General features: G+C 66.9%; 16 protein-coding genes. 5 read left to right on the forward strand and 11 right to left on the reverse strand.

The genetic code is table 11. The features are described from left to right. Positions 1–36 precede the first annotated feature (36 nt). The 5 genes from Q0316_RS04900 to Q0316_RS04920 all read right to left on the reverse strand — a co-directional run bounded on the left by Q0316_RS04900 (position 37) and on the right by Q0316_RS04920 (position 7,999). Complete coding sequence (locus tag Q0316_RS04900; protein ID WP_298670375.1) at positions 37–1,641, reverse strand: serine hydrolase; 1,605 nt, start codon at positions 1,639–1,641, stop codon at positions 37–39. 168 nt (positions 1,642–1,809) lie between these two features. After that, complete coding sequence (locus Q0316_RS04905; RefSeq protein WP_298670377.1) at positions 1,810–2,466, reverse strand: 4'-phosphopantetheinyl transferase superfamily protein; 657 nt, start codon at positions 2,464–2,466, stop codon at positions 1,810–1,812. Then, on the reverse strand, positions 2,427–6,434 hold the full coding sequence (locus Q0316_RS04910; RefSeq protein ID WP_298670379.1) for a Pls/PosA family non-ribosomal peptide synthetase: 4,008 nt from the start codon (positions 6,432–6,434) through the stop codon (positions 2,427–2,429). Before Q0316_RS04910 ends, Q0316_RS04905 begins: the two co-directional genes overlap by 40 nt. A 52-nt stretch (positions 6,435–6,486) precedes the next feature. Then, positions 6,487–7,194: a fumarylacetoacetate hydrolase family protein gene (locus Q0316_RS04915; RefSeq protein ID WP_298670381.1), complete on the reverse strand. Its 708-nt coding sequence runs from the start codon at positions 7,192–7,194 to the stop codon at positions 6,487–6,489. Positions 7,195–7,264: 70 nt separating this feature from the next. Continuing rightward, positions 7,265–7,999 carry a helix-turn-helix domain-containing protein gene (locus Q0316_RS04920; RefSeq protein ID WP_298670383.1) on the reverse strand — a complete coding sequence of 245 codons (735 nt, stop codon included), beginning with the start codon at positions 7,997–7,999 and terminating at the stop codon, positions 7,265–7,267. A gap of 102 nt (positions 8,000–8,101) precedes the next feature. Between Q0316_RS04920 and Q0316_RS04925 the strand changes: the two genes are divergently transcribed. The 5 genes from Q0316_RS04925 to Q0316_RS04945 all read left to right on the forward strand — a co-directional run bounded on the left by Q0316_RS04925 (position 8,102) and on the right by Q0316_RS04945 (position 13,635). Continuing rightward, the gene (locus Q0316_RS04925) at positions 8,102–9,019 is read left to right on the forward strand and encodes an SDR family NAD(P)-dependent oxidoreductase (protein ID WP_298670385.1); all 918 of its coding nucleotides are present in this window, start codon (positions 8,102–8,104) and stop codon (positions 9,017–9,019) included. 9 nt (positions 9,020–9,028) lie between these two features. Next, a complete protein-coding gene (locus Q0316_RS04930) occupies positions 9,029–10,204 on the forward strand; it encodes an acyl-CoA dehydrogenase family protein (protein WP_298670388.1) in 1,176 nt (391 codons plus the stop codon). Positions 10,205–10,341: 137 nt separating this feature from the next. Beyond that, positions 10,342–11,541 carry a CoA transferase gene (locus Q0316_RS04935; RefSeq protein WP_298670390.1) on the forward strand — a complete coding sequence of 400 codons (1,200 nt, stop codon included), beginning with the start codon at positions 10,342–10,344 and terminating at the stop codon, positions 11,539–11,541. Continuing rightward, entirely contained in the window at positions 11,538–12,767 is a 1,230-nt protein-coding gene (locus tag Q0316_RS04940; protein WP_298670392.1) for an acetyl-CoA C-acetyltransferase, read from the forward strand. The genes Q0316_RS04935 and Q0316_RS04940 overlap by 4 nt, the downstream gene beginning before the upstream one ends. 16 nt (positions 12,768–12,783) lie before the next feature. Beyond that, positions 12,784–13,635, forward strand: a complete 852-nt coding sequence (locus Q0316_RS04945; RefSeq protein ID WP_298670394.1) for a MaoC family dehydratase N-terminal domain-containing protein — start codon at positions 12,784–12,786, stop codon at positions 13,633–13,635. A 3-nt stretch (positions 13,636–13,638) separates the two neighbouring features. Here the strand turns inward: Q0316_RS04945 and Q0316_RS04950 are convergent, their stop codons facing one another. The 6 genes from Q0316_RS04950 to Q0316_RS04975 form a co-directional block, all read right to left on the reverse strand. After that, the gene (locus Q0316_RS04950) at positions 13,639–14,226 is read right to left on the reverse strand and encodes a DUF4126 domain-containing protein (RefSeq protein WP_298670396.1); all 588 of its coding nucleotides are present in this window, start codon (positions 14,224–14,226) and stop codon (positions 13,639–13,641) included. A gap of 48 nt (positions 14,227–14,274) precedes the next feature. Further along, complete coding sequence (locus Q0316_RS04955) at positions 14,275–15,459, reverse strand: hybrid sensor histidine kinase/response regulator (RefSeq protein WP_298670398.1); 1,185 nt, start codon at positions 15,457–15,459, stop codon at positions 14,275–14,277. After that, a complete protein-coding gene (locus tag Q0316_RS04960; protein ID WP_298670400.1) occupies positions 15,456–16,031 on the reverse strand; it encodes a chemotaxis protein CheB in 576 nt (191 codons plus the stop codon). The genes Q0316_RS04955 and Q0316_RS04960 overlap by 4 nt, the downstream gene beginning before the upstream one ends. Then, positions 16,028–16,852 carry a CheR family methyltransferase gene (locus Q0316_RS04965; RefSeq protein ID WP_298670402.1) on the reverse strand — a complete coding sequence of 275 codons (825 nt, stop codon included), beginning with the start codon at positions 16,850–16,852 and terminating at the stop codon, positions 16,028–16,030. Before Q0316_RS04965 ends, Q0316_RS04960 begins: the two co-directional genes overlap by 4 nt. 12 nt (positions 16,853–16,864) lie before the next feature. Continuing rightward, a complete protein-coding gene (locus Q0316_RS04970) occupies positions 16,865–20,233 on the reverse strand; it encodes a response regulator (protein ID WP_298670514.1) in 3,369 nt (1,122 codons plus the stop codon). Positions 20,234–20,378: 145 nt separating this feature from the next. After that, a complete protein-coding gene (locus Q0316_RS04975; RefSeq protein WP_298670404.1) occupies positions 20,379–21,887 on the reverse strand; it encodes a glycosyltransferase family 39 protein in 1,509 nt (502 codons plus the stop codon). Positions 21,888–21,936: the final 49 nt, after the last annotated feature.

The following is a 21,936-nucleotide window of genomic DNA, read 5'->3' on the forward strand; positions in this document are numbered from 1 at the left end:
GCTGGCTTTGTTGTTTGCTTCGAAGGGGCGCCCGGCTCAGCCGGTTCGCCGGAACAGAAGATTGAAAGCGCGTGTCTCGCCGACGCGCAGCGCCGCGACGCCGCCCGCTGCGTCGCGCTGGAACTTCAGGACGAAACTGGATTCGAGCGCCCCGGCATCGCCCGTGAACACGTCGCGATAGGCGGGTTCAAGCGGCTGGCCGCTCCAGCGCGGGCCGCTGAACACGAGGCGCGCGCCATCCACCTTGACGGTGATGCATGACGCGACCTCGTCCGAACAATAACGCCCGGCATAAGGCGCGAGATCGGCCACCGGCGCGGCGACGTGATCGAACGGCTGGCGTTCGCCCTCGCGCGTTTCGCGCACCAGCGCCGACCCGGAGAACGCGAACACGTCCTCGCGCAACTGCCACCGCCCCGGCCCGACCGGCACGAGCGCGCGCCCGTTGACCGTCATGCCGCCCTTGCCATCAGCCGCGAAACGATAGGGAAAGCCGGTCAGCCGATCCACCCACACGCCCGTCGGCAGCGCCCCGCGCGGCGCATAGGATTTGGCGCGAAACGCCGGCAGATAGAGATCCGCCACCTGCCGCCCGAGCGTCGGCGTATCCGCCTCGCCCGTATTGCACAGCAGCGACACCGCGAGCTTCTGCGCCGGATAGCGCGCCATCCATGCGCGATAGCCGCCGGTGGAGCCGGAATGGCTCACCTCGAACACGCCATTGTGATCGCCACCGACCAGCGCCAGCCCGTAAGCCATCCTGATCCCGCCAGCGAGCACGAACGGCCGCTCCATTTCCGCGACGAAGCCCTTGCCGAAGAAGTCGCTGTCGAGCGCGGCCTGCCATTTGACGAGATCGCCAACCGTAGTCAGCAATCCGCCATTGCCATAGGCGTCCTCGATCACCTGCTCGTTGCGATAGCCAGCCGCCGACGCCTCATAGGCGCCGGTACGCCCGACGACGAGGCGGTGGTAATCGTCCCGCCAGCTCGTTTGCGTCATGCCGAGCGGCTTGAAGATGCGATCGCGCGTGAAGTCCGCCAGCGACTGCCCGCTCACCCGCGCGACGACGATCGCGGCGAGGTTATAATTGCTGTTGCTGTAAAGATAATGCGTGCCGGGCGCGAAGTTCAGCTCCTTTTGCTGCGCGACCAGCTTCAGCACGTCATCATTGTTGGCGGTGCGGCTGTTGCGCGGCCAGCCTTCGAGCGCGCCCAGCGAGCCCCAGTCGCGCAGCCCGCTGACGTGATGGAGCATCTGCCGCAATGTGATCGTCGCGCCGTAGTCGGGCAGTTCGGGAAGATATTTGCGCACATCGTCGTCGAGCGACAGCTTGCCGTCACGCGCCAGCATCAGCAGCGCGGCGGCGGTGAACTGTTTGGAATCCGATCCCGCCTCGTAGATCGAATCGACCGTCGCCGGGATCGCGTGCTCAAGATCGGCCATGCCATAGGCACGCATGGCGATCGCCTTCCCGTCGCGAGACACCGCCACGGCACAGCCCGGCGCATCCTTGCCCGACCAGCGCGCGAAGATCGCGTCGACCTGGGCGAGCGCCGGATCGGCGGAAGCGGGCGCGGCAGCGGCGAGCGCAACCATGCCGACGGTGGCGGCGGTCAGGCGGCGCGCGATTGATGCCAATAATGTCCCTTGTGCAGCAGCGCGCACCCTGTTCTCCGATTCCTGAGCTTCTCTCCGTCGTCGCGGCGCGCGCGGAGATATTTTGACTGGCGCCCGATAACGCGCGTCGCTGTCATCAACCTGTCATCAATCGAAAAAACGCGCCGCGCGCGATCGGGCTGACGGCGATCAGGCGGGTAGCGCCACCGTGATGATCGAACCGCCGGCGCGCCGCGAGACGCAGCGGGATGCGCCATCGCCGGACGATGCCCGAATCACCTCGCCCGACAGATCGGTTTCGATCGCGCGCGGATCGGCGGCGTCGGCGCGGGCGAAACGCTTGGCATGGGCTTCCTTCGCGGTCCAGCGCAGCAGGCGATCGCCGCCATCATGCAGTTCGCGCGGGGTGAACAAATCGTCGGGCAAAGCGGGCTGGTCGAGCGGCTCGATATCCACCCCGATCGGCATTCGCGCGAGCGCGATCGCGCAATGCGCCCCCTGCCCCGCGACGCTCAGCCACCAGCCAGCGGGCGCGACCACCGCGAGCGCGCCGAAGCGCGAGCGCGCCAGGACGATCGTATCGGGATGCACCCCCGCCAGCGCGGCGAGCAAGGCGCGTGTCGCCCGCCGCCGCTCCGCGCGCCACGCCGCGCGCGGGCGCCTGGCGAGATCGGCGAGATCGCCCGCCGTCAGCGCCGCCCGCGTCAGGAGCGCGCGAGCATCATCGAGCGGGCCATGCCAGACGCAAACGCCATCCGGGGCGAGCGGCGGGATCGCCGCATCCCCCGTCACCCATTCGATGCGCATCACCCGCCGCGCGAGAGGCGGGCGGGCGAACCTTCCCATGATGTGCCGTCCGGCAGCGATTCGCCCTTCATCACCACGGACAGGTCGCCAAGCTGCGCGTCCTCGCCGATCTCCGCATCGTAGAGCACGATGGCATAGGAGCCGATCGTCGCGCGATCCTTCACGGTGACGCCGCTCACCTTCATCACGCGATCCTCGAACAGATGCGTCTGCAAGCCGGCGAAATCGTTGAGCGCGACATCGTCGCCGATCGTCACCAGATCGTGTTCGGTGAGATCGGTGGTGTCGAGATAGCAGCGCTTGCCGATCCGGCAGCCGAGCAGCCGGAAATAGGCGGGCAGCCATGGCGTGCCGCGGAGTGGCTCCAGCAGATTGGGCACCGCGAGATTCTCATAGGTCGCGGTCACCAGTTCGGTGCGCCAGACGAAGGTGCTCCACAACGGCTGGGTGGTGGGCCTGTAGCGCCCCATTACCAGCCATTTCAGCGCCACCACCGCCAGCCCGCAGCCTAGCGCGAAGCCGATATAGAGGAAGGGAAAGGCGACCAGCACGAGATAGCCGCCGTTGCGCATGTCATCCAGTTCGCCCACCGCCGACAGCAGCAGCGTGAAGAAGACGATGAACGCGGTGAGCGACAGGGTGACGCGGATCGCCTCGATCGCCAGCCGCTTGGCAACCAGTTTCGGCCCCGGATTGAAGCGCGCGCCCTCGTCGAACAGCCCCACCTTCTGCCTGACGGGAAGCGAGATCGGCGGGGAGCCGAACCAGGTGCCGTCCGCGCGCGCCGCCTCGCCGTTTTCGGGGGGCTTGGAAAGCACGCCGATCAGCACGCCGTCGCCGATCGTCGCGCCGGTCGGCAGCAGCGCGGAATTGCCGATGAAGCTGCGCCGCCCGATCCTTGTATGGGCGAGCCGGATCGCGCCCGGCTCCACCCGCGCCGCGCCGAACAGCACGGCATCGGCGATGAAGCTCTCCGGCCCGATATCGACCAGATCGGGAACGATCGCCGCCGCGGTCGAAATCTCCGCGCGCCGCCCCACCTTCACGCCCAGCGCGCGATACCAGGGGATGACGTAAAGCGTCGCATAGATCGGGTGAAGCAGCCTGAGCGCGAGATCGTTGACCTGCTGGACGAACCAGAAGCGAACGTAGAACCAGCTATCCATGCGATAGCGACCGGGGCGGACACGGCCGAGGAACAGCCGCTTGGCGATCACCGTCAACACGCACATCAGGATGACATAAGTGGTGGCGAGCAGCGGCGCGATCAGCAGATAGGTGTAGCTCTCGCTGCGCCAGTCGATCTCGATCATCGCGATCAGCCCCGGCGCGATCGGCACGATGGCGACCAGCGGCAGGATCAGCGCGGCAAGCGTGAGCGCAAGGCCGACCGCGAAGCGCCGCGCGAAGCCGCCGCGCGGGCGCGGCTCCCACGCAAGGCCGTGTTCGACGCACGCGGCGGGCGAACCGCTCCAGCGTTCGCGCGGGCCGATGCGCGCGCCGACCGGCAGGGCCGAGAGATCCTCCAGCGCCGCGCCCTCGCCGATCGCGCAATCGCGCCCGACCACCGCCATCGAGCCGACGAAGGCTTTGCGCCCGATATCGGCGCGCCCGAGCCGAAGCAGCCCGCGCTCGACCGAACTGGTCGCGAGCATCGCATAATCGCTGACGATCGCGCCGTCCCCGATCGTCACCAGATCGGCGGCGTCGATATTGCCGCGCCCGATAAAGGCATCGCGGCCCACCTTCGCGCCGAGCAGCCGGTAATAGGTGCGGATCAGCGGCGTGCCCGCGAGATAGGGCGTCGCGATCACCTCCGAAAAGCGACGAACGAACCACCAACGGAAATAATAGCTGCCCCACAACGGGTAATCGCCCGCGCGAAACCGCCCGATCACCAGCCATTTGACGAGGATCGAGGCGAGCATCGCCAGCGGCGGGATGAAGACGAAGCTCAGCCCGCTAATCAGCAGCGCCGGCACGCGATCGACCTGATCGGTGAGCCGCGTATAGGCGACATAAGGGAAGAACCATTGCAGCCCGGCGATGGTGAAGATCGGGATCAGCGCGATCGTCTGCGCGAGGCCACACAACCAGCGTTTCCACGCGGCGATACGATGGAACGGCAATGCGACGGCCACATGCTCCGGCGCGGCGCTCTCCAGCCGGGCGGCGAGCGCACGGATATTGGGCGCGGCATAGAGATCCTGGATCGAAACGCCCGCCAGCCCCGGCGCCTTGCGGATCGCGGAAACCAGCCGCGCGGCCTTGAGCGAATGGCCGCCCAGATCCTCGAACAGATCGTCGAGCACCGATACCTTCAGCGGCGCGAACGCCACCGCCCAGATTTCGTGGAGCGTCTCCTCCAGCGGCGTCGCCGGGGCGACCGTCTCGCGATCGGCGGCGGGGGCGAGCGCCGGGCGCTGCAAGGCCTTGCGATCAACCTTGCCCGATGCGGGCAGCGTCGGCAGCACATCCAGCAACTGATAGGCCGCCGGGCGCATATAATTGGGCAGGCGATCGCGCACCCGCGCGCGCACCGCTTCCAGATCGACCTTCGCGCCACCGCGCGGCACGATGAAACCGGCGAGGAACTCCGCCCCGTCATCATCGCGAAACAGATGGACCACCGCCTGCGCCACCGCCGGATCGTCCGCGATCACCGCCTCGATCTCGCCCAGTTCGACGCGGAAACCGCGAATCTTCACCTGGGTGTCGATCCGCCCGACGAAATCAATATCGCCCACCGCGTCGAGCCGCACGAGATCGCCCGAACGATAGATCAGCACGGTCTCGCCATCCGGCCCCTCGAACGGGGTCCGGACGAATTTCTCGGCGGTCAGATCGGGACGGTTGACATAGCCCGCGCCGACGCCGGGGCCGCCGATCACCAATTCCCCTTCCGCGCCCGCGGGCACGGGCCACAGACTTTCGTCGACGATCCACGCGGTATAGCCGGGCAAGGGCCGCCCGATCGTGATGCGCCGGCCGGGCTGCACCTCCGTCCAGGTTGCCGTCACCGTGGTTTCGGTCGGGCCATAGGTGTTGAGGATGCGCAGCCCCGGCCGCGCCCAGCGATCGACCAGATCGGGCGGGCAGGCCTCCCCGCCAAGATTGAGCAGCCGCAGCGCCGGCATGTCGGTTTCCACCAGCGTGAGCAGCGACGGGACGACGTGCCACACCGTCACCGCTTCCGCCGCGAGCACGATCGCCATGTCCGGTCCGGCACCGGCCAGCGCCTCGGACGCCACGAGCAGTGTGGCGCCGACGAAGAACGCGCTCCACATCGTCTCGACCGACATGTCGAAAGCGAGGCTGAAGCCGCCGAACACCCGATCCGTCGCATCGAGCGCGAGGATCGCGCTTTCGGAGCGGACGAGGTGGCACGCGTTGCGATGGGAGATCATCACGCCCTTGGGCCGCCCGGTCGTGCCCGAAGTGTAGATGATATAGGCCAGATCGTCGGGCGTCGCGCCGGTTTCGGCGCGGTCGAGCGGATCGGCGGGGCGCGCGGCGAGATCGCCCAGCGCCGCGTCCACCGCCAGCGCGCGGATCGGCATCGCCTCCGCCCGCTGGCTGGCGGTGACGACGAGCACCGCCGCGCTATCCTCCGCGATATAGTCGATCCGCTCCTGCGGGTAGCTCCAGTCGACCGGCACATAGCAGGCGCCGCACCACAGCGTGCCCAGGATCGCCATATATTGATCGAGCCCGCGCGGAAGGCAGATCACCACGCGATCGCCGCGTTTCACGCCAAGTTCGCGCAGCCGATGGGCGAAGCGCAGCGCGCGATCGCGCAACTCGGCATAGGTCAGTTCGGCCCGGCGGCTGCTTTCGGCGTCTATGTCGATCTGCCGCACCGCCTGATGCGTGGCATATGCGTGGCAGGCGGCCTCGAAAATCTCATGGAGAAGCTCGTCACGCGCATAAGGCTCGTCATCCCTGAGCGCGGGGGACGGCGCGATCGGGGCGAAGATGGTGGGCGCGATATCCGTTGCGGTTGCCATCGGCTCAGCCTGCGCGATTACGGCGCGATTTACCACCCGCCCCGATCGCGGCTCAGGCGAAATCCGCCTCGCGTTCGCCGATCGTCACGGCAAGCGGGCCAAGCCCCGCGATCGAAACGGTCAGCCGGTCACCGGGCGCCACCGCGCCGACGCCAGAGGGCGTGCCGGTGTAGATCAGATCGCCCGGCAGCAATCGCTCCAGCCGCGAAAGGTGGGCGATCACCTCGGCGACATTCCAGATCATATCGCCGATATCGCCGCGCTGACGGATAACGCCGTTGAGCGCGAGTGTGATCTCGCCCGACGCGAGATGGCCGGCGTCCGCCACACGGCGCAGCGAACCGATCGGCGCGGAAAAGGCGAAGTTCTTCGCGATATCCCACGGGCGCCCCTTGTCCTTCGCCTGCGCCTGAAGATCGCGCCGCGTCATATCCAGCCCGGCGGCATAGCCATAGACGAGATCGAGCGCGCGCTCCGCCGCCACCGCCGCGCCCTCGTGGCCGATCGCGACGACCAGTTCCGCCTCATAATGCAGATCGCCCGTCACCGGCGGATAGGGGATCGTGCCGCCCCCCGGCACCAGCGCCTGCGCGAACTTGCTGAAGAAGAACGGGGGTTCGCGATCGGGATTGCTTCCCATCTCGCGCGCGTGATCGGCATAATTGCGCCCGACGCAGAATATCCGCCCGACCGGGAAGCGCCCGTCGTCTCCGTCGATCGCGACGGTCGGCAAGGCGGGCAGATCGAAGACATTGGGCATGAAGATTCGCTCCGGATGCGGCGTTGATTGCGCGCTCTGACCATCGGGTGGCCCCAAGGCAAGGGGCGGATCAGGCCGGCAGCAGGGTCGTGCGCAGTTGCGCGAGTTCATCCGCCAGCGCGACGATTTCCGCTTCCCCGCGCGCACCGGCGAAAAGCGACGCCGACAGGCAGAAGCCCGGCGCGATTTCGGCGATCGGCACCGCGACGGTGCAGATGCCGCGATGCGCGAAGCCATCGTCCGCGGCGAAGCCGCGTTCACGCGCCAGCCGCACCTGCGCCGCGTAATCGGCGAACGGCAGAGCCGTCTGCCAGCGTACCGCGGCATAGCGCCGCGCGAGTTCATCATCGTCCACGCCCTCAGCCGCCGCGAGCGCGCGCCCAACCGCCCCGCCGCCAAGCGGCTGGCGCTGGCCGTCGGCCATGGCGACGCGCAACCCCGCATCGCTCTCCGCGCGGAGGATGAGGCGCACCCGTTCGCGCGAGATCACTTTCCACAGGCCGATCGCGGCGTCGTTCGTCTGCGCGAGCCTCGTCATCGCCGGGCGCGCGCGCTCCGCCAGCCCCTGCGCCGCATCATCGCGCAACGCCTCCGCCGCCGCCCAGACGCGCGTGAGGCGATATGATCTGGTGCGTGCATCCCGCTCGATCGCACCTTCGTCGAGCAGGGTTTTCAGCAGGTTGAAGCAGCTCGACGGGCTGATCCCCACGATGCGCGCGATATCGGAAAGCGTCATCGGGCTGCTCTCGCCAAGCAGGCGAAGGATCGCGAACGCTTGCGCGACGGAGCGGATCGGGCCGGTCATCGCGCTACGATAATTTTCATATATGTGAAATTCAATTCGAAATGTTGAAGAAATCTGGCGTGCGGTCTATCGCCCGGCGGATCGACTCAAAGGAGAAATGCGATGAGCCGCATTCTGGAGGGGAAGGTCGTCGCGATCACCGGCGCGGGGCGCGGCATCGGGCGCGAGATCGCCCTGCTCTGCGCGCGCGAGGGCGCGGCGGTGGTGGTGAACGACCCCGGCGTCGCGCAGGGCGGCGATGGCGGCGACGCGGGGCCGGCGGAAACCACCGTTGCCGATATCGTCGCGGCGGACGGCCAGGCGATCGCCAATCTCGCCGATGTTGCCGATCCCAAGGCGGCGGCGTCGATCGTCGAGGATGCGGTGCGGCGCTTCGGCCGGATCGACGCGGTGGTGAACAACGCCGGCATCCTGCGCGACACGATCTGGCACAAGATGAGCCATGCGGACTGGACGAGCGTTATCGACGTGAACCTCACCGGCGCGTTCAACGTATCGAAGGCCGCCACCCCCTATTTCCGTGAGCAGCAATCGGGCAGCTTCATCCACTTCACCTCCACCAGCGGGCTGATCGGCAATCTGGGGCAGGCGAATTATTCCGCCGCCAAGCTGGGGCTGGTGGCGATGTCGCAGTCGATCGCGCTCGACATGGCGCGGGTGGGCGTGCGATCCAATTGCATCGCCCCTTTCGCCTGGAGCCGCATGACCGCCTCCATCCCCGCCGAGACGCCGGAGCAGAAGCAGCGCGTCGAACGGATGCAATCCATGAGCGCGGACAAGATCGCGCCGCTCGTCGCCTATCTGGCGTCGGATCGCGCGAAGGATGTGACCAACCAGATATTCTCGGTGCGCCGAAACGAGATCATGCTGTTCTCGAAACCGCGCCCGATCCGCTCGATGGTGAAGGCGGACGGCTGGACGGCACAAAGCATCGCGGACGAACTGATCCCCGCCTTCCGCCCCAGCTTCGCGCGCGCCGACGAGGTTTCGGCGCATGTCTTCCCCTATGATCCGGTCTGAGGAGCCCGCATGAGCACCACCAATCCCGGCATGGATGCGGACGTGTTCGAACAGTTCATCGAACAACTCGCCCGTTTCGTTCGCGAGCGGCTGATCCCGGCGGAACGCGCGATCGTCGAGAGTGACCAGATTCCCGCCGACATCCTCGCCGAGATGCGCGACATGGGATTGTTCGGCCTGACGATGCCGGAGGAGTTCGGCGGCGCCGGGATGAACGTCAGCCAATATGTGCGCACGATCCACACGCTGAGCTATGCCATGCCCGCGTTCCGCTCGGTCATCTCGATCAACATCGGCATGTTCTGCTCCGCGCTGAAGAATGGCGGAACGGCGGCACAGAAAGCGGCATGGCTGCCGCGCGTCGCGAGCGGCGAGATCGCCTGTTTCGGGCTGACCGAGCCGGGATCGGGATCGGATTCCGCCGGGCTTCAGACCACGGCGATCAAAATCGACAGCGGCTGGGTGCTCAATGGCACCAAACGCTATATCACCAATGCCCCGCACGCGCGGGTCGGCCTCATCATGGCGCGCACCTCGAAGGAGAATCTGCCGAAGAACGCGCATGTCTCCGCCTTCATCGTGCCGATGGACGCGCCCGGCGTGTCAGTAGGCAAATCCGACAGGAAGATGGGCCAGTCCGGCAGCCATATCGCCGATATCGTCATGGAGGATGTTCACCTAGCCGATGATGCGCTGCTCGGCGGCGAACTGGGCAAGGGCTTCGTCTATGCGATGATGAGCCTCGATAACGGGCGCATGTCGGTCGGCGCGGCGGCGGCGGCCTATGCGCGGCGCGCGCTCGACAGCGCGATCCGCTACGCCACCGAGCGCAAGGCGTTCGGGGAGCCGATCGCCAATTTCCAGCTCATCCAGCAGATGCTCGCCGACAGCGAGATCGAAATCTACGCCGCCGAATGCATGATGGCGGACGTGACGCGCCGCGCCGACGCGGGCGAGAACGTGTTGCGCAAGGCCGCCGCATTCAAGGTGTTCGCATCCGAGATGTGCGGGCGCGTGGTCGATCGCTGTGTGCAGGTCTATGGCGGGGCGGGCTATCTCGCCGAATATGATGCGGAACGCTTCTTCCGCGATGCGCGCATCTATCGCATCTACGAGGGCACGACGCAGATCCTCCAGCTCCAGATCGCCAAGCATATGCTGCGCGAATTCAACGCGGGTGTTTAGGGCAGCGCCTAAAGCCCCTCCCCTTCAAGGGAGGGGTTGGGGTGGGGCAGTCAAGAGCGTTGGTCTCGATGAAACCTCCCCCACCCCCCACCCCTTCCCTGAAGGAGGGGGGCTTTGCCTTGGCGTAGGAGGCGCGCATGTATGACATCCTCACCGGCCTGTCGGTGATCGAGGCGTCGTCGTTCGTCGCCTCCCCCACCGCGGGGCTTTATTGCGCGCAGATGGGGGCGGAGGTGATCCGCGTCGACCAGATCGGCGGCGGCCCCGATTTCCGGCGCTGGCCGGTGACGACGGCGAATGACTCGCTCTATTGGGAGAACCTGAACCGCGCGAAGAAATCGGTCGCGCTCGATCTCGCGCGACCGGAAGGGCGGGAATTGTTGCAGGCGCTGGTGCGCGCGACGGGCCAGGTCATCACCAATTTCCCGGCGAAGGGCTTCATGGCGCATGACGTGCTGGCTGAAGGCCGCGCCGATCTCGTCACCGTGCGCGTGATGGGTTGGGCGGATGGCGCGCCGGCGCTCGATTATACGGTCAACAATGCGGTCGGCTATCCGATGCTGACGGGCGCGGGGCCGGAGCCGGTGAACCATGTGCTGCCCGCATGGGATCTGCTGAGCGGGGCCTATGCCGCCTTCGCGCTGCTCGCGGCGCTGCGTCGCCGGACGGAGACCGGCGACGGTGGCGAGGTGCGCATCCCGCTTTCCGATGTCGCGATCGGCACGGTCGCGAATCTCGGCAGCATGGCCGAGGTGCTGTACACCGGCGCCGATCGGCCACGGCTCGGCAATACCGTCTACGGGTTATTCGGGCGCGATTTCGTCACCGCCGATGGCGTGCGGACGATGATCGTCGTCGTCACGCCGCGCCAATGGGCCAATTTGCTCGCAGCACTCGATCTAGGTGCGGCGGTCGCGGCGGCGGAAGCGCGGCTGGGCGTGTCTTTCACGCGGGACGACGGGCTGCGTTTCAATCATCGCGACACGCTGTTTCCATTGTTCGAACAGGCATTCGCGCGGCGCACCCACGCCGATCTCGCCGCCGCGCTCGATGCAGGCGGCGTGGTCCATTCAGCCTATCGTGCCATGTCCGATGCAGTCCGCGATCCCGCGCTGGTGCGCGACAATCCGATCTTCGGGCCAGCGGAGAACCCGAGCGGCTTCGCCTATCCCGCCGCCGGTGCCTTCGCCACCGTGCCGCAACTCGAACGCCGCCCGCCGGCATCGGCGCCGCGCAACGGCGAACATTCCGAGCAGGTGCTTGCCGAGCGCCTGTCGCTATCCTCGGGCGAGATCGCCCGTCTCATCGACTCAAACATCGTAGGAATTGCCCAATGACCCTGCGCCGCGCCGCCATCGTCGCCCCGATCCGCACCCCCGTCGGCAAGTTCGGCGGCGCGCTTGCCGGCATGAACGCCGGGCAGCTCGGCGCGGTGATCCTGAAGGCGCTGATCGAGCGGACGAAGATTGATCCCGCCCGCGTCGACGACGTGGTGTTCAGCCAGGGTTACGGCAACGCTGAGGCGCCCGCGATCGGCCATTGGTCCTGGCTTGCCGCCGGGCTGCCAATCGAGGTGCCGGGCTATCAGCTCGATCGGCGCTGCGGCTCGGGGCTTCAGGCGGTCGTCAACGCGGCGATGATGATCCAGACGGGCATGTCCGACGTGGTGGTCGCGGGTGGCGTGGAGAGCATGTCGAACGTCGAATATTACACCATCGAAGGGCGGCGCGGCACGCGCGCGGGCGGGCTGATGCTTCACGATCGGCTGACGCGCGGGCGGCTGATGTCGCAGCCGATCGAGCGTTTCGGCGTGATCTCGGGAATGATCGAGACGGCGGAAAACCTCGCGCGCGACTACGGCATCTCCCGCGAGGCGGCGGATGCCTATGCCGTCCGCTCGCACCAGCACGCGGCGGCGGCGTGGGAAAAGGGGCTGTTCGACGACGAACTCGTCCCCGTCGCCATCCCGCAGCGCAAGGGCGATCCGGTGATCTTCGCGCACGACGAGGGCTATCGCGCCGATGCCAGCATGGCGACGCTTGGCGCGCTCAAGCCGCTGGAGGCGAAGGCGATTCCCGGCGCGATCGTCACTGCGGGCAACGCCAGCCAGCAGAATGACGCGGCGGCGGCCTGCCTCGTCGTGGCGGAGGACAAGCTTGAGGAACTCGGGCTGGAGCCGATCGCCTGGTTCCACAGCGCCGCTTCCGCCGGCTGCGATCCCGCGCGGATGGGGATCGGGCCAGTGCCGGCGGTGGAGCGGCTGTTCGCGCGCAACGGCCTTGGCTGGGGCGATGTGGATCTGGTCGAGCTGAACGAGGCGTTCGCGCCACAGGTGCTCGCGGTGCTGAAAGGTTGGGGCTGGAGCGCAGACGACAGCCGCAACGACATGCTCAACGTCAACGGATCGGGCATCTCGCTCGGCCACCCGATCGGCGCGACCGGCGGGCGCATCCTTGCCAATCTCACCCGCGAACTGCAACGACGTGGCGGGCGCTATGGCCTCGAAACCATGTGCATCGGCGGCGGGCAGGGGATCGCGGCGATCTTCGAGCGCGCCGCATAGGGATTTGGGGGACGCGATGGACGATTGGAGCGAATGGGCCGGGCGGACCGAGACGCAGACCGACCGGGCTGATCCCGGCGTGCTGGCGCGCTGGTGCGCCACGCTCGACCGCGCCGCGCCGCTCGACGGCACTGCCCCACTCGGCTTCCACTGGTGCCTGTGCCTGCCCGACGCGCCGACCGCGATGCTCAGCCCCGACGGGCACCCCCGCCGCGATCTCGGCCCGCGCAGCTTCCTGCCGCCAATCACGCTCCCACGCCGCATGTGGGCGTCGAGCCGGATGGAATTCCTCCAGCCGATCCGCACCGGCGACGCGATTGAGCGGCGATCGCGCATCATATCCGTCACGCACAAACATGGCGCGTCGGGCGAACTGATCTTCGTCGATCTGGCGCATGACGTGCTTGCCGCCGGGGAGCTTGCGCTGCGCGAGGTGCAGTCGATCGTCTATCGCGAGGCTGCGCCGAAGAACGCGCCGCCATCGCCGCCGCTGCCCGGCATCGGCAGTTTCGATCCCGCCGGCTGGGACGCGATACGGACGATCGCGCCCGCGGCACCCCTGCTGTTCCGCTATTCGGCGCTGACCTTCAACAGCCACCGGATTCATTACGATCTGGCCTATGCCACCGCGAAGGAGGGGTATCGCGGGCTGGTGGTCCACGCCCCGCTCACCGCGACGCTGCTGCTCGAACTCGCGCGGCGCGAACTGGGCGAGCAGGCGCTCAAGACCTTCTCCTTCCGCGGCGTTTCGCCCGCGATCGCCGGTGAGACGCTGCACCTCGCGATGCGCAGCGACGGCGAGGCGATCGAGCTGGGCGCGTTCGCCGCGGACGGGCGCCGCGTGATGCAGGCACGCGCCGATCGCTGAGGATCACGCGCCCTTGCGGGTGGCCCGGCGATAGAGGCCGCGCAACAGCATCAGCACGATAAGCGCCACCGCGAGCACCAGAAGCGCGACCATCGCCGCCACCCACGGGCTGGCGAAGGCGGCGAGCAGCAGGCTGACCGTCGCGATATCGCCGCCGGCCGACAGAACCGCGTTCGACACCGGCTCCGGGCTGGCGTTGACCAGCGCGCGCGTACCCGCCTTCGCGCCATGGGTAAGCATCGCCGCGCCGCCACCGAGCAGCAGGGCCACGACCTGCCATTTGGGGTCGCCGGGATCGACGATCGCCAGCGCGAGCAGCGCGCCCCCCACCGGGCGGATCAGCGTGTGAACCATATCCCACCCGCTATCGACCCACATCACCTTGTCCGCGAAAAATTCCGCCAGCGCGCCGATGCCCGCCACCGCGATCACCCACGGACTGGCGAGCACATCGAGCATATGGAGATGCGCGGGCATCGCGATCCAGCCGAAATGCATCGCAAGGCCGGTGACGAACACGCAAAGGTACAGCCGCCATCCGCTCAACAGGCTGACGCTTGCCGCCAGCCCAAGGATGCCCGCCGCCGTCATCCCGCCATTTTAGCACGTTGCGAACTGGCGCGCATCCGGCGGCGATCCTTACCGGACCCGTTCGACCGCGACCGATGGGGAATGATCGGCGGGGCCATCGACCAGCGGCATCCGCACGGTGAAGACGCTGCCCTTGCCCGGCCCGCCGCTCGCCACCGTGATGGTGCCGCCATGCAGCGCGACGAGCTGTTTGACGAGCGCCAGCCCGATGCCCAACCCACCTTGCGCGCGCGCGCGATGATCCTCGACCTGCGCGAAAATCTGGAAGATGCGCGATTGCATTTCGAGCGGGATGCCGATGCCCGTATCGGCGATCACGATTTCCACGTCGCCGCCCACACGCCGCGCCGTCAGCGATATCTCGCCGCCCGCCGGCGTGTATTTGGCGGCGTTGTTGAGCAGGTTGCCGATGACCTGCGCCAGCCGCGTATGATCCGCATCGAGCCACACCGGCTCGTCCGGCAATTGTTGCGTGAACACATGGCCGCCGGCTTCGAGATTGGGGCGGCTTACCTCGATCGCCGAGCGCAGAACCTCGTTCAGCGCCACCCTCTCCCGCTTGAGCGAGATCTTTCCCTCGCTGATCCGCGAGATATCGAGCAGATCCTCCACCAGCCGCGAGAGATGGAACAATTGCCGCTCCATCTGTTCGCGGATCGCAGCACCCTGTTCGGAATCGCCGCGCCGCTTGAGCAGGTGGAGCCCCCCGCCCAGTGCCGCAACCGGATTGCGCAATTCGTGCGCGAGCACGGCGAGAAACTCGTCCTTGTGCCGATCGGCATCGCGCAAGGCGCGAGCGGCGGCTTCCAGTTCGTCACGTTGCGCGGCGATCTGCTGGCGCTGGCGGTGAAGATCGAAGAAGACGTTGGCCTTGCTGCGCAGGATATCCGGCTCGATCGGCTTCTGGATGAAATCCACCGCGCCCGCGCCATAGCCACGAAAGCGCCGCTGGCTGTCGGCGCTGCCCGCGGTCACGAAGATGATCGGGATATGGCGCGTCCGCTCGCTGCCGCGCATGAATTCGGCCAGTTCGAACCCGTCCATCCCCGGCATCTGCACGTCGAGCAGTGCAAGCGCGACATCATGGTGGAGCAACAGCTCCAGCGCCTCCTCGCCCGAACGCGCCTTGAGCACGACGAGATCGTCACGCCGCAGCAAGCCTTCGAGGGAAAGGAGATTGCCCTCCAGATCATCGACCAGCAGAACGTGGACCTGCTCCATCGCCTCCTTCATACACCTCCCAGATCAAGCAGACAGTGCGCGATCGCGTCGATCGACAGCGCGCGCGCCGCGCGACATTCGTTGAGCGCCGCAAGCGGCATCGCCGATGAACAGGCGCTTGCCGGGTCTTCCACCAGCGCGATCCCGCCCGCCGCCTCCACCGCGGCAAGCCCGCGCGCGCCATCCTGATTGGCGCCGGTCAGCACCACCCCGGCAAGCGCAGGGCCATAAGCCTCCGCCGCGCTTTCGAACAACACGTCGATCGACGGTCGCGAATAGAGCACGGGCTCGTCCGCAGACAGCGACAGCGTGCGATCGACTTCCACCAGCAGATGATAATCGGGCGGCGCGAAATAGACCGTGCCGCCGACGACCAGCTCCTTATCCTCCGCCTCGCGCACCGCGACACGGCATTTGGACTGGAACAGCGGCGCCATCACATTGCGCCGGTCTGCGGGCACATGGACGACGACGATCACGGGCAATTGATAATCCGCCGGCAGGCGCGGCAAGATCGCCGACAATGCCTCCACCGCGCCCGCCGATGCGCCGATCACGATCGCCTCGATCCGCGCCGCGCTCATGCCTCGCGCCTCTGGTAGATTTTCTCGTCCCGGTCGAAATCGGCGAAAGCGCGCGCATGATCGGAAAAGCGAAGGCTTTCCTTGGCGCCGAGCCCCAGGAAACCGTTGCGCGTGAGCGAATCGCGAAACAGCCCGATCGCGCGATCCTGCAACGGGCGATCGAAATAGATCAGCACATTGCGGCACGATATCAGGTGCATCTCCGCGAACACCGCGTCGGTGACCAGGCTGTGATCGGAAAACACCACGCGGCTGCACAGGCTCTTGTCGAACGCAGCCCCGCCATAAGCCGTGCTGTAATAATCGGAGAGCGATGATTTGCCCCCGGCGCGCTGGTGATTTTCGGTGAAGGTCTTGATGCGATCGAGCGAATAGATGCCGTTCGATGCCGCCGTCAGCGCATCGGGATTGATATCGGTGGCATAGAATATCGTGCGTTCCTCAAGCCCTTCCTCGCGAAACAGGATGGCGAAGGAATATAGCTCCTCGCCGTTGCTGCATCCCGCGATCCAGATGCGCAGCGACGGATAGGTGCGCAGATGCGGCACGACCTTTTCGCGGATCGTGCGGAAATACTGCGGATCGCGAAACATCTCGCTCACCTGCACCGTGAGATAGCCGAGCAGCGCGCTCAGCATCGCCGGATCATGCAGCAGCCTTTCCTGCATCGCCGAGAAATTGGGCAGGCCCATCTGCTCACGCGCCTGCCGCAGCCGGCGCTTGATCGAGGCACGCGCATAATTGCGGAAATCATAATGATAGCGCCGGTAAAGCGCATCGAGCAGCAGCTCGATCTCGATATCCTCGATCTCGTCGCGCAACGCCCGCGCGCCTTATCGCGGCATCCAGACGCGGACGAGCGAGAGCAGCTTGTCCACATCCAGCGGCTTGGCCATGTAATCGTTCGCGCCCGCCTCGATGCAGCGTTCGTGATCGTCGGGCATCGCCTTGGCGGTAAGCATGATGATCGGCAGCCTGCGCCAGCGCCCGTCCTCGCGGATCGTGCGCGTCGCGGTCAGCCCGTCCATCACCGGCATCATCACGTCCATCAGCACGAGATCAATCACCGGCGCAGCCCCCTCCGCCGCCTTGTCCAGCGCGTCGATCGCCTCGCGCCCGTTGCGCGCGATCTCCACGATCGCACCGCGCGGCTCAAGGATGTTGGTGAGCGAATAGACGTTGCGCACGTCATCCTCGACGATGAGGATGCGCCGCCCTTCGAGGATCGCATCGCGGCTGCGCGCCTTCTGGATCATCTTCTGCTGTTCGGGCGGCAGTTCGTTCACCACCTGATGGAGGAACAGCGAAACCTCGTCGAGCAGCCGTTCGGGCGAGCGGGCGCCCTTGATGATGATCGAATCCGAATAACGGCGCAGGCGCTGTTCCTGTTCGGGCGAAAGATCATGCCCGGTATAGACGATCACCGGCGGGAAGGCATGATCGCCATCCGCGCGCAATGTTTCGAGCAGCGAGAAGCCGGTCGCATCGGGCAGGTTGAGATCCAGCACCATGCAATCGAACGTCTGCTCCTTCAGCCGCTCCAGGCATTCGGCCGCCGTGCCCGCGCCGACCGTTTCGACCTCGCCGGAAGCGAGCAGCTTACCGACCGCCTCGCGCTGGCGCGGATCATCCTCAACGATCAGCACGCGGCGCATCGTGCGGGTAAGCGTGGAGGATAGCGAATCCAGCACGGTCGCCAGTTCCTCGTGCTTCACCGGCTTCATCAGATAGCCGATCGCGCCAAGCGACAGCGCAGTCTGCGTATGATCGGCGCCCGAGATGACATGGACCGGGATATGCCGCGTCGCGACATCGCGTTTCAGCCGATCGAGCACCGCGAGCCCCGATTGATCGGGCAGCCCGACATCGAGCACCACCGCGTTCGGGCGATACTTGCGGGCAAGGTCGAGCGCCTCCTCCGCGGTGCCCGCGACAAGGCATTGAAAGCCCATTTCACGCGCCAGATCGCGAACGATGCCGGCGAAGGCCGCGTCATCCTCTACGACGAGCAAGATGCGCCGCGCGTCGCTCAATCCATCGCGATCATCGTCCACGCGACGTGGCAACGTGGCGGGGCGCGGCGGGCGGGCCGGCGGCGATTGCCGGATCGCGGCGACCGGATCGGCGGGGCTCGCCGCCTGCGACGCATCGCGCGGGGCGACCAGCGCGGGATCGTAACCGAGCGGCAGGGTGACGGTGAAGCTGCTGCCCTGCCCTTCGGTGCTCTCCAGCGCGATCGTCGCGCCGAGCAGCCGCGCCAGCTCACGCGAGATCGACAGCCCCAGCCCCGTGCCGCCATAGCGCCGGCTGATCGTGCCATCGGCCTGGTGGAAGGCTTCGAAGATGCCGCGCTGCTGCTCGGCGGGGATGCCGATCCCGGTATCGGTGACGGCAAAGGCAAGGCGATCGTCGCCCGCGCGCGCGATCGTCAGCCGAACGCTGCCCTCGGCGGTGAACTTGAACGCGTTGGACAGCAGATTCTTGAGGATCTGTTCCAGCCGCTGCCGGTCGGTATCCATCGTCGGGGGGCAATCCGGGGCGATGCCGATCTCGAATTGCAGGTGCCGCTCATCCGCCACCGGCTGGAACAGCGGGCGCAGATCAGTCGCCAGCCGCTCCAGCGCCACCGTTTCGGGGCGGATCTGCACATGCCCGGCCTCGATCTTCGACAGATCGAGGATATCGTTGATGAGCCCGAGCAGATCATTGCCCGACGAATGGATCGTCCGGGCATAATTCACCTGCTCCTCGGAAAGATTGTCCTCCGCATTGTCGCCGAGCAGCTTGGAGAGGATCAGCAGCGAATTGAGCGGCGTGCGCAGTTCGTGCGACATATTGGCGAGAAAATCGGATTTGTAGCGGCTGGCCTGTTCCAGTTCGCGCGCCTTCAGCTCCACCGCCGCATTGGAACGGGCGAGGTCGTCACGCTGCGCCTCAAGCTGCTGCGCCTGTTCCTCAAGCTGAACATTGGTCTGTTCCAGTTCCGCCTGCTGCTGCTCCAGCCGGCCTTGCGAATCCCGCAGCGCGCGGCTCTGCTCCTCCAGCTCCTCGTTCGAAACGCGCAGTTCCTCGCTCTGGACCTGCAATTCCTCCGACTGGCGCTGGGTTTCCTCCAGCAGATTCTGCAATTCGCCGCGATAGCGCGCGGAACGGAGCGCGATGCCGATCGCGCCCGCGGATTCGGTGAGCAGTTCGAGCGCGCGATCGTCGATCCTGTGCAGGAAGCCAAGCTCGACCACGCCCTGCACCACCCCGTCCGCGTGCGCCGGCGCGATCGCCAGATGGCGCGGGCGATCGCGCCCCAGCGCCGAGCCGATCGTGAGATAGCCCTCCGGCACATCGCTCAGCACCGTCGGCGCATCATCGGTGACGACCTGCCCGAGCACCCCCTCGCCGCGCGCGAAATTCTGGACGATCCCGGCGTCGGACGGCACGCCATAGGTCGCGATGCGGCGATAATTGCTGCCGTCACCGATAAAGATCGCCCCCGCTTCCGCACCCAGGAACCGCGCGAGAAAGGCGAGGATATTGTCGCCAAGCTGCCCCACCCCCAGATCGCCGAGCACCGCGCCACCCAGTTCGATCCGACCGGACAGCAGCCAATCGCGCCGATCGCGCTCCAGCGCCACGCGGCGGACGAGCGCGCCGATCGCGATCGCCAGCGCGATGCCCACCAGCCCGGTCACCGCGATCGTCAGCCACACCACGCGATAGGCGCCGGCCATCGCCGCGATCCCCTCGCCGCGCAGCCGCGATTCCTCCTGCAGCATCAGGCCTAGTTGCTCGCGGATCGCATCCATCTCGATCTTGCCGCGATCGCTATTGAGCACCGTCAACGCCGGCGCCACGCCGCTGGTGCGGCGAAGCTCGATCGTTTCGGCCAGTTCGGCGAACTTGTCGCGGATATGGCGGCGCAACACGATCATCCGCGCCACCTCCGCCGGATTGCCCGCGATGAGCGACGCCACCTCGTCAAGTTGCGCGGGCAGGCCGGCCACCGCCGCGCGATACGGCTCAAGATAGCGATCGTGGCCGGTCAGCAGATAGCCGCGCTGGCCGGTCTCGGCATCCTGCACCCTCGACAGCAGATCGTCGATCGAGCGGATGACCGTGTGCGAATGCTGGATGCGCGCCGAATCCTCCACCAGAACGCGCACGTTGAAATAGGTGATCGAGCCGCTGATGATGAAGAACAAAATCATCGCGGCCAGCCCCGCAACGGTGCGCGCGTCCAATCCGGTTTTTCGAGCCAGGGCCGAGCGCACGGGGGCTGTATTCATTCGCCTCTCGACATTTGCCGCCGAAAATCATCGGCACGGGCCTTGAGGAATAGAGAAACCGCGCCTGTTAGCAAGCACCTGGCGCATTTACCGGCGCCATGGCCACCGCGTCCGCCAACCGATCGCGCGCACGCCACCGATCGAGCAGCCGCACCGCGCAGATCAGCGCGCCGATCAGCAACACCGGCCCGATATCGAAGCGCGCGCGATTATTCTCCCACACGTCGAACGAACTGGAGATCACCACAACCCAGCCGCCGAACAGCAGAAGCGCCGCCTCGCTCGCAAGCGTCACGGGCATTGCCGACAACGCGCGCGCGCGCAGCAAAGCGATGAGCCGCGCGCCCACCGACAGCGCGAACCCGGTATAGAGCAGCAGCGCGACCAGCTCGGTCAGCGAAACCTGAAGCAACGGAGCGGTGTTTCGTGCGGGATCGTCGATCCGCCCGAGCCACGCCGCCGGCTGAAGGCCGACAATCGCATTGCCCAGCCGCTCCCATGGCGCGATCACCGCGCGATTGCGCTCCAGCCCCTTGAACTCGCTCGGCGGCCTGTTGAAGTGATAGAGCGAGGTGGCGAGCACGCCGGCGAACCCCGCCGGATCGGCCATCAGCCCGACGATCGCATCGCGCGCCCGCGCCCCGCCGATCTTCGTGTAGAGGATGTGGTTCCAATTATCCTGGCCGGTCGACTTGCGCAGATTGTCGAGGCTCGGCTCGCCGGTTGGCGCGATCGGCGGGAGCATCGCGAGATAGACCGGCGGCGGGGAGAAACCATCCACCACCGCGAAGCGCGACAGCTTCCCCTCGCGGATCATCGCCACGCGCGTCGCCAGCGGCAGGCGATCGACCGTGGTGTGATCGACGTTGAGCGGCGCCCAGCTACTGAGCGCGGTCGAGCCGAAGATCACGAGGTTCTTGAGCATCACCGCCCCGATCATCGCGCCCGGCAGCGCGGCGGCAAGCAGCACCCGGCGGCGTTGCCCCGCGCCCGCGAGCAGCGCGATCACCAGCATCGCCACGAACAGCACCGGGTGGATCATCGAGCGCAGCAGGATCGTCGCCGCGAGCATCGCGAACCCGAACAGCAGCCAGCCGGGCGATCGCCGCGTCAGCCCGGCGTGGACGCCCCACAGCGCCATGCACAACAGCCACGGCACCAGCCCGTCATAATAGAGCTTTTGCGAAAACAGCAGCACCGCCGGCGACACGCACAGCCACGCCGCCACGACGAGCGCGAGCCGTGGCCGCCCGGTCAGCTCGCGCAGCAACGCATGGACCGCGAGGATGCCGCCAAGCGTGACGATGGCGTAGATCGCCCCCATCACCCAGGGAAAACCCGCCGGCCCGGCGCGCAGCGCCAGCCCCACGATCAGGTTGAACAACGGCGGCTGGCTGTGGAGATACCAGAGCGTGCGCCACAGATGCTCGCGCAACAGCGCAAGATCGGCGATCTGCATCCAGCTTGCGAGATTGTCCGCGTCAAACCGCTGGCCGAGCGCCAACACGATCAGCCGCACCGCGACGAATAGCGCCGCCAACCCCAGCGCCGATCGCGCGTTTCTGCCCAGCGCCATCATATTCGCCCCCCCCGGTTCCGCGAGGGCTGGTTAGCGACCCAACGGT

The organism is uncultured Sphingomonas sp., assembly GCF_937871615.1.
Classification (GTDB): Bacteria; Pseudomonadota; Alphaproteobacteria; order Sphingomonadales; family Sphingomonadaceae; genus Sphingomonas.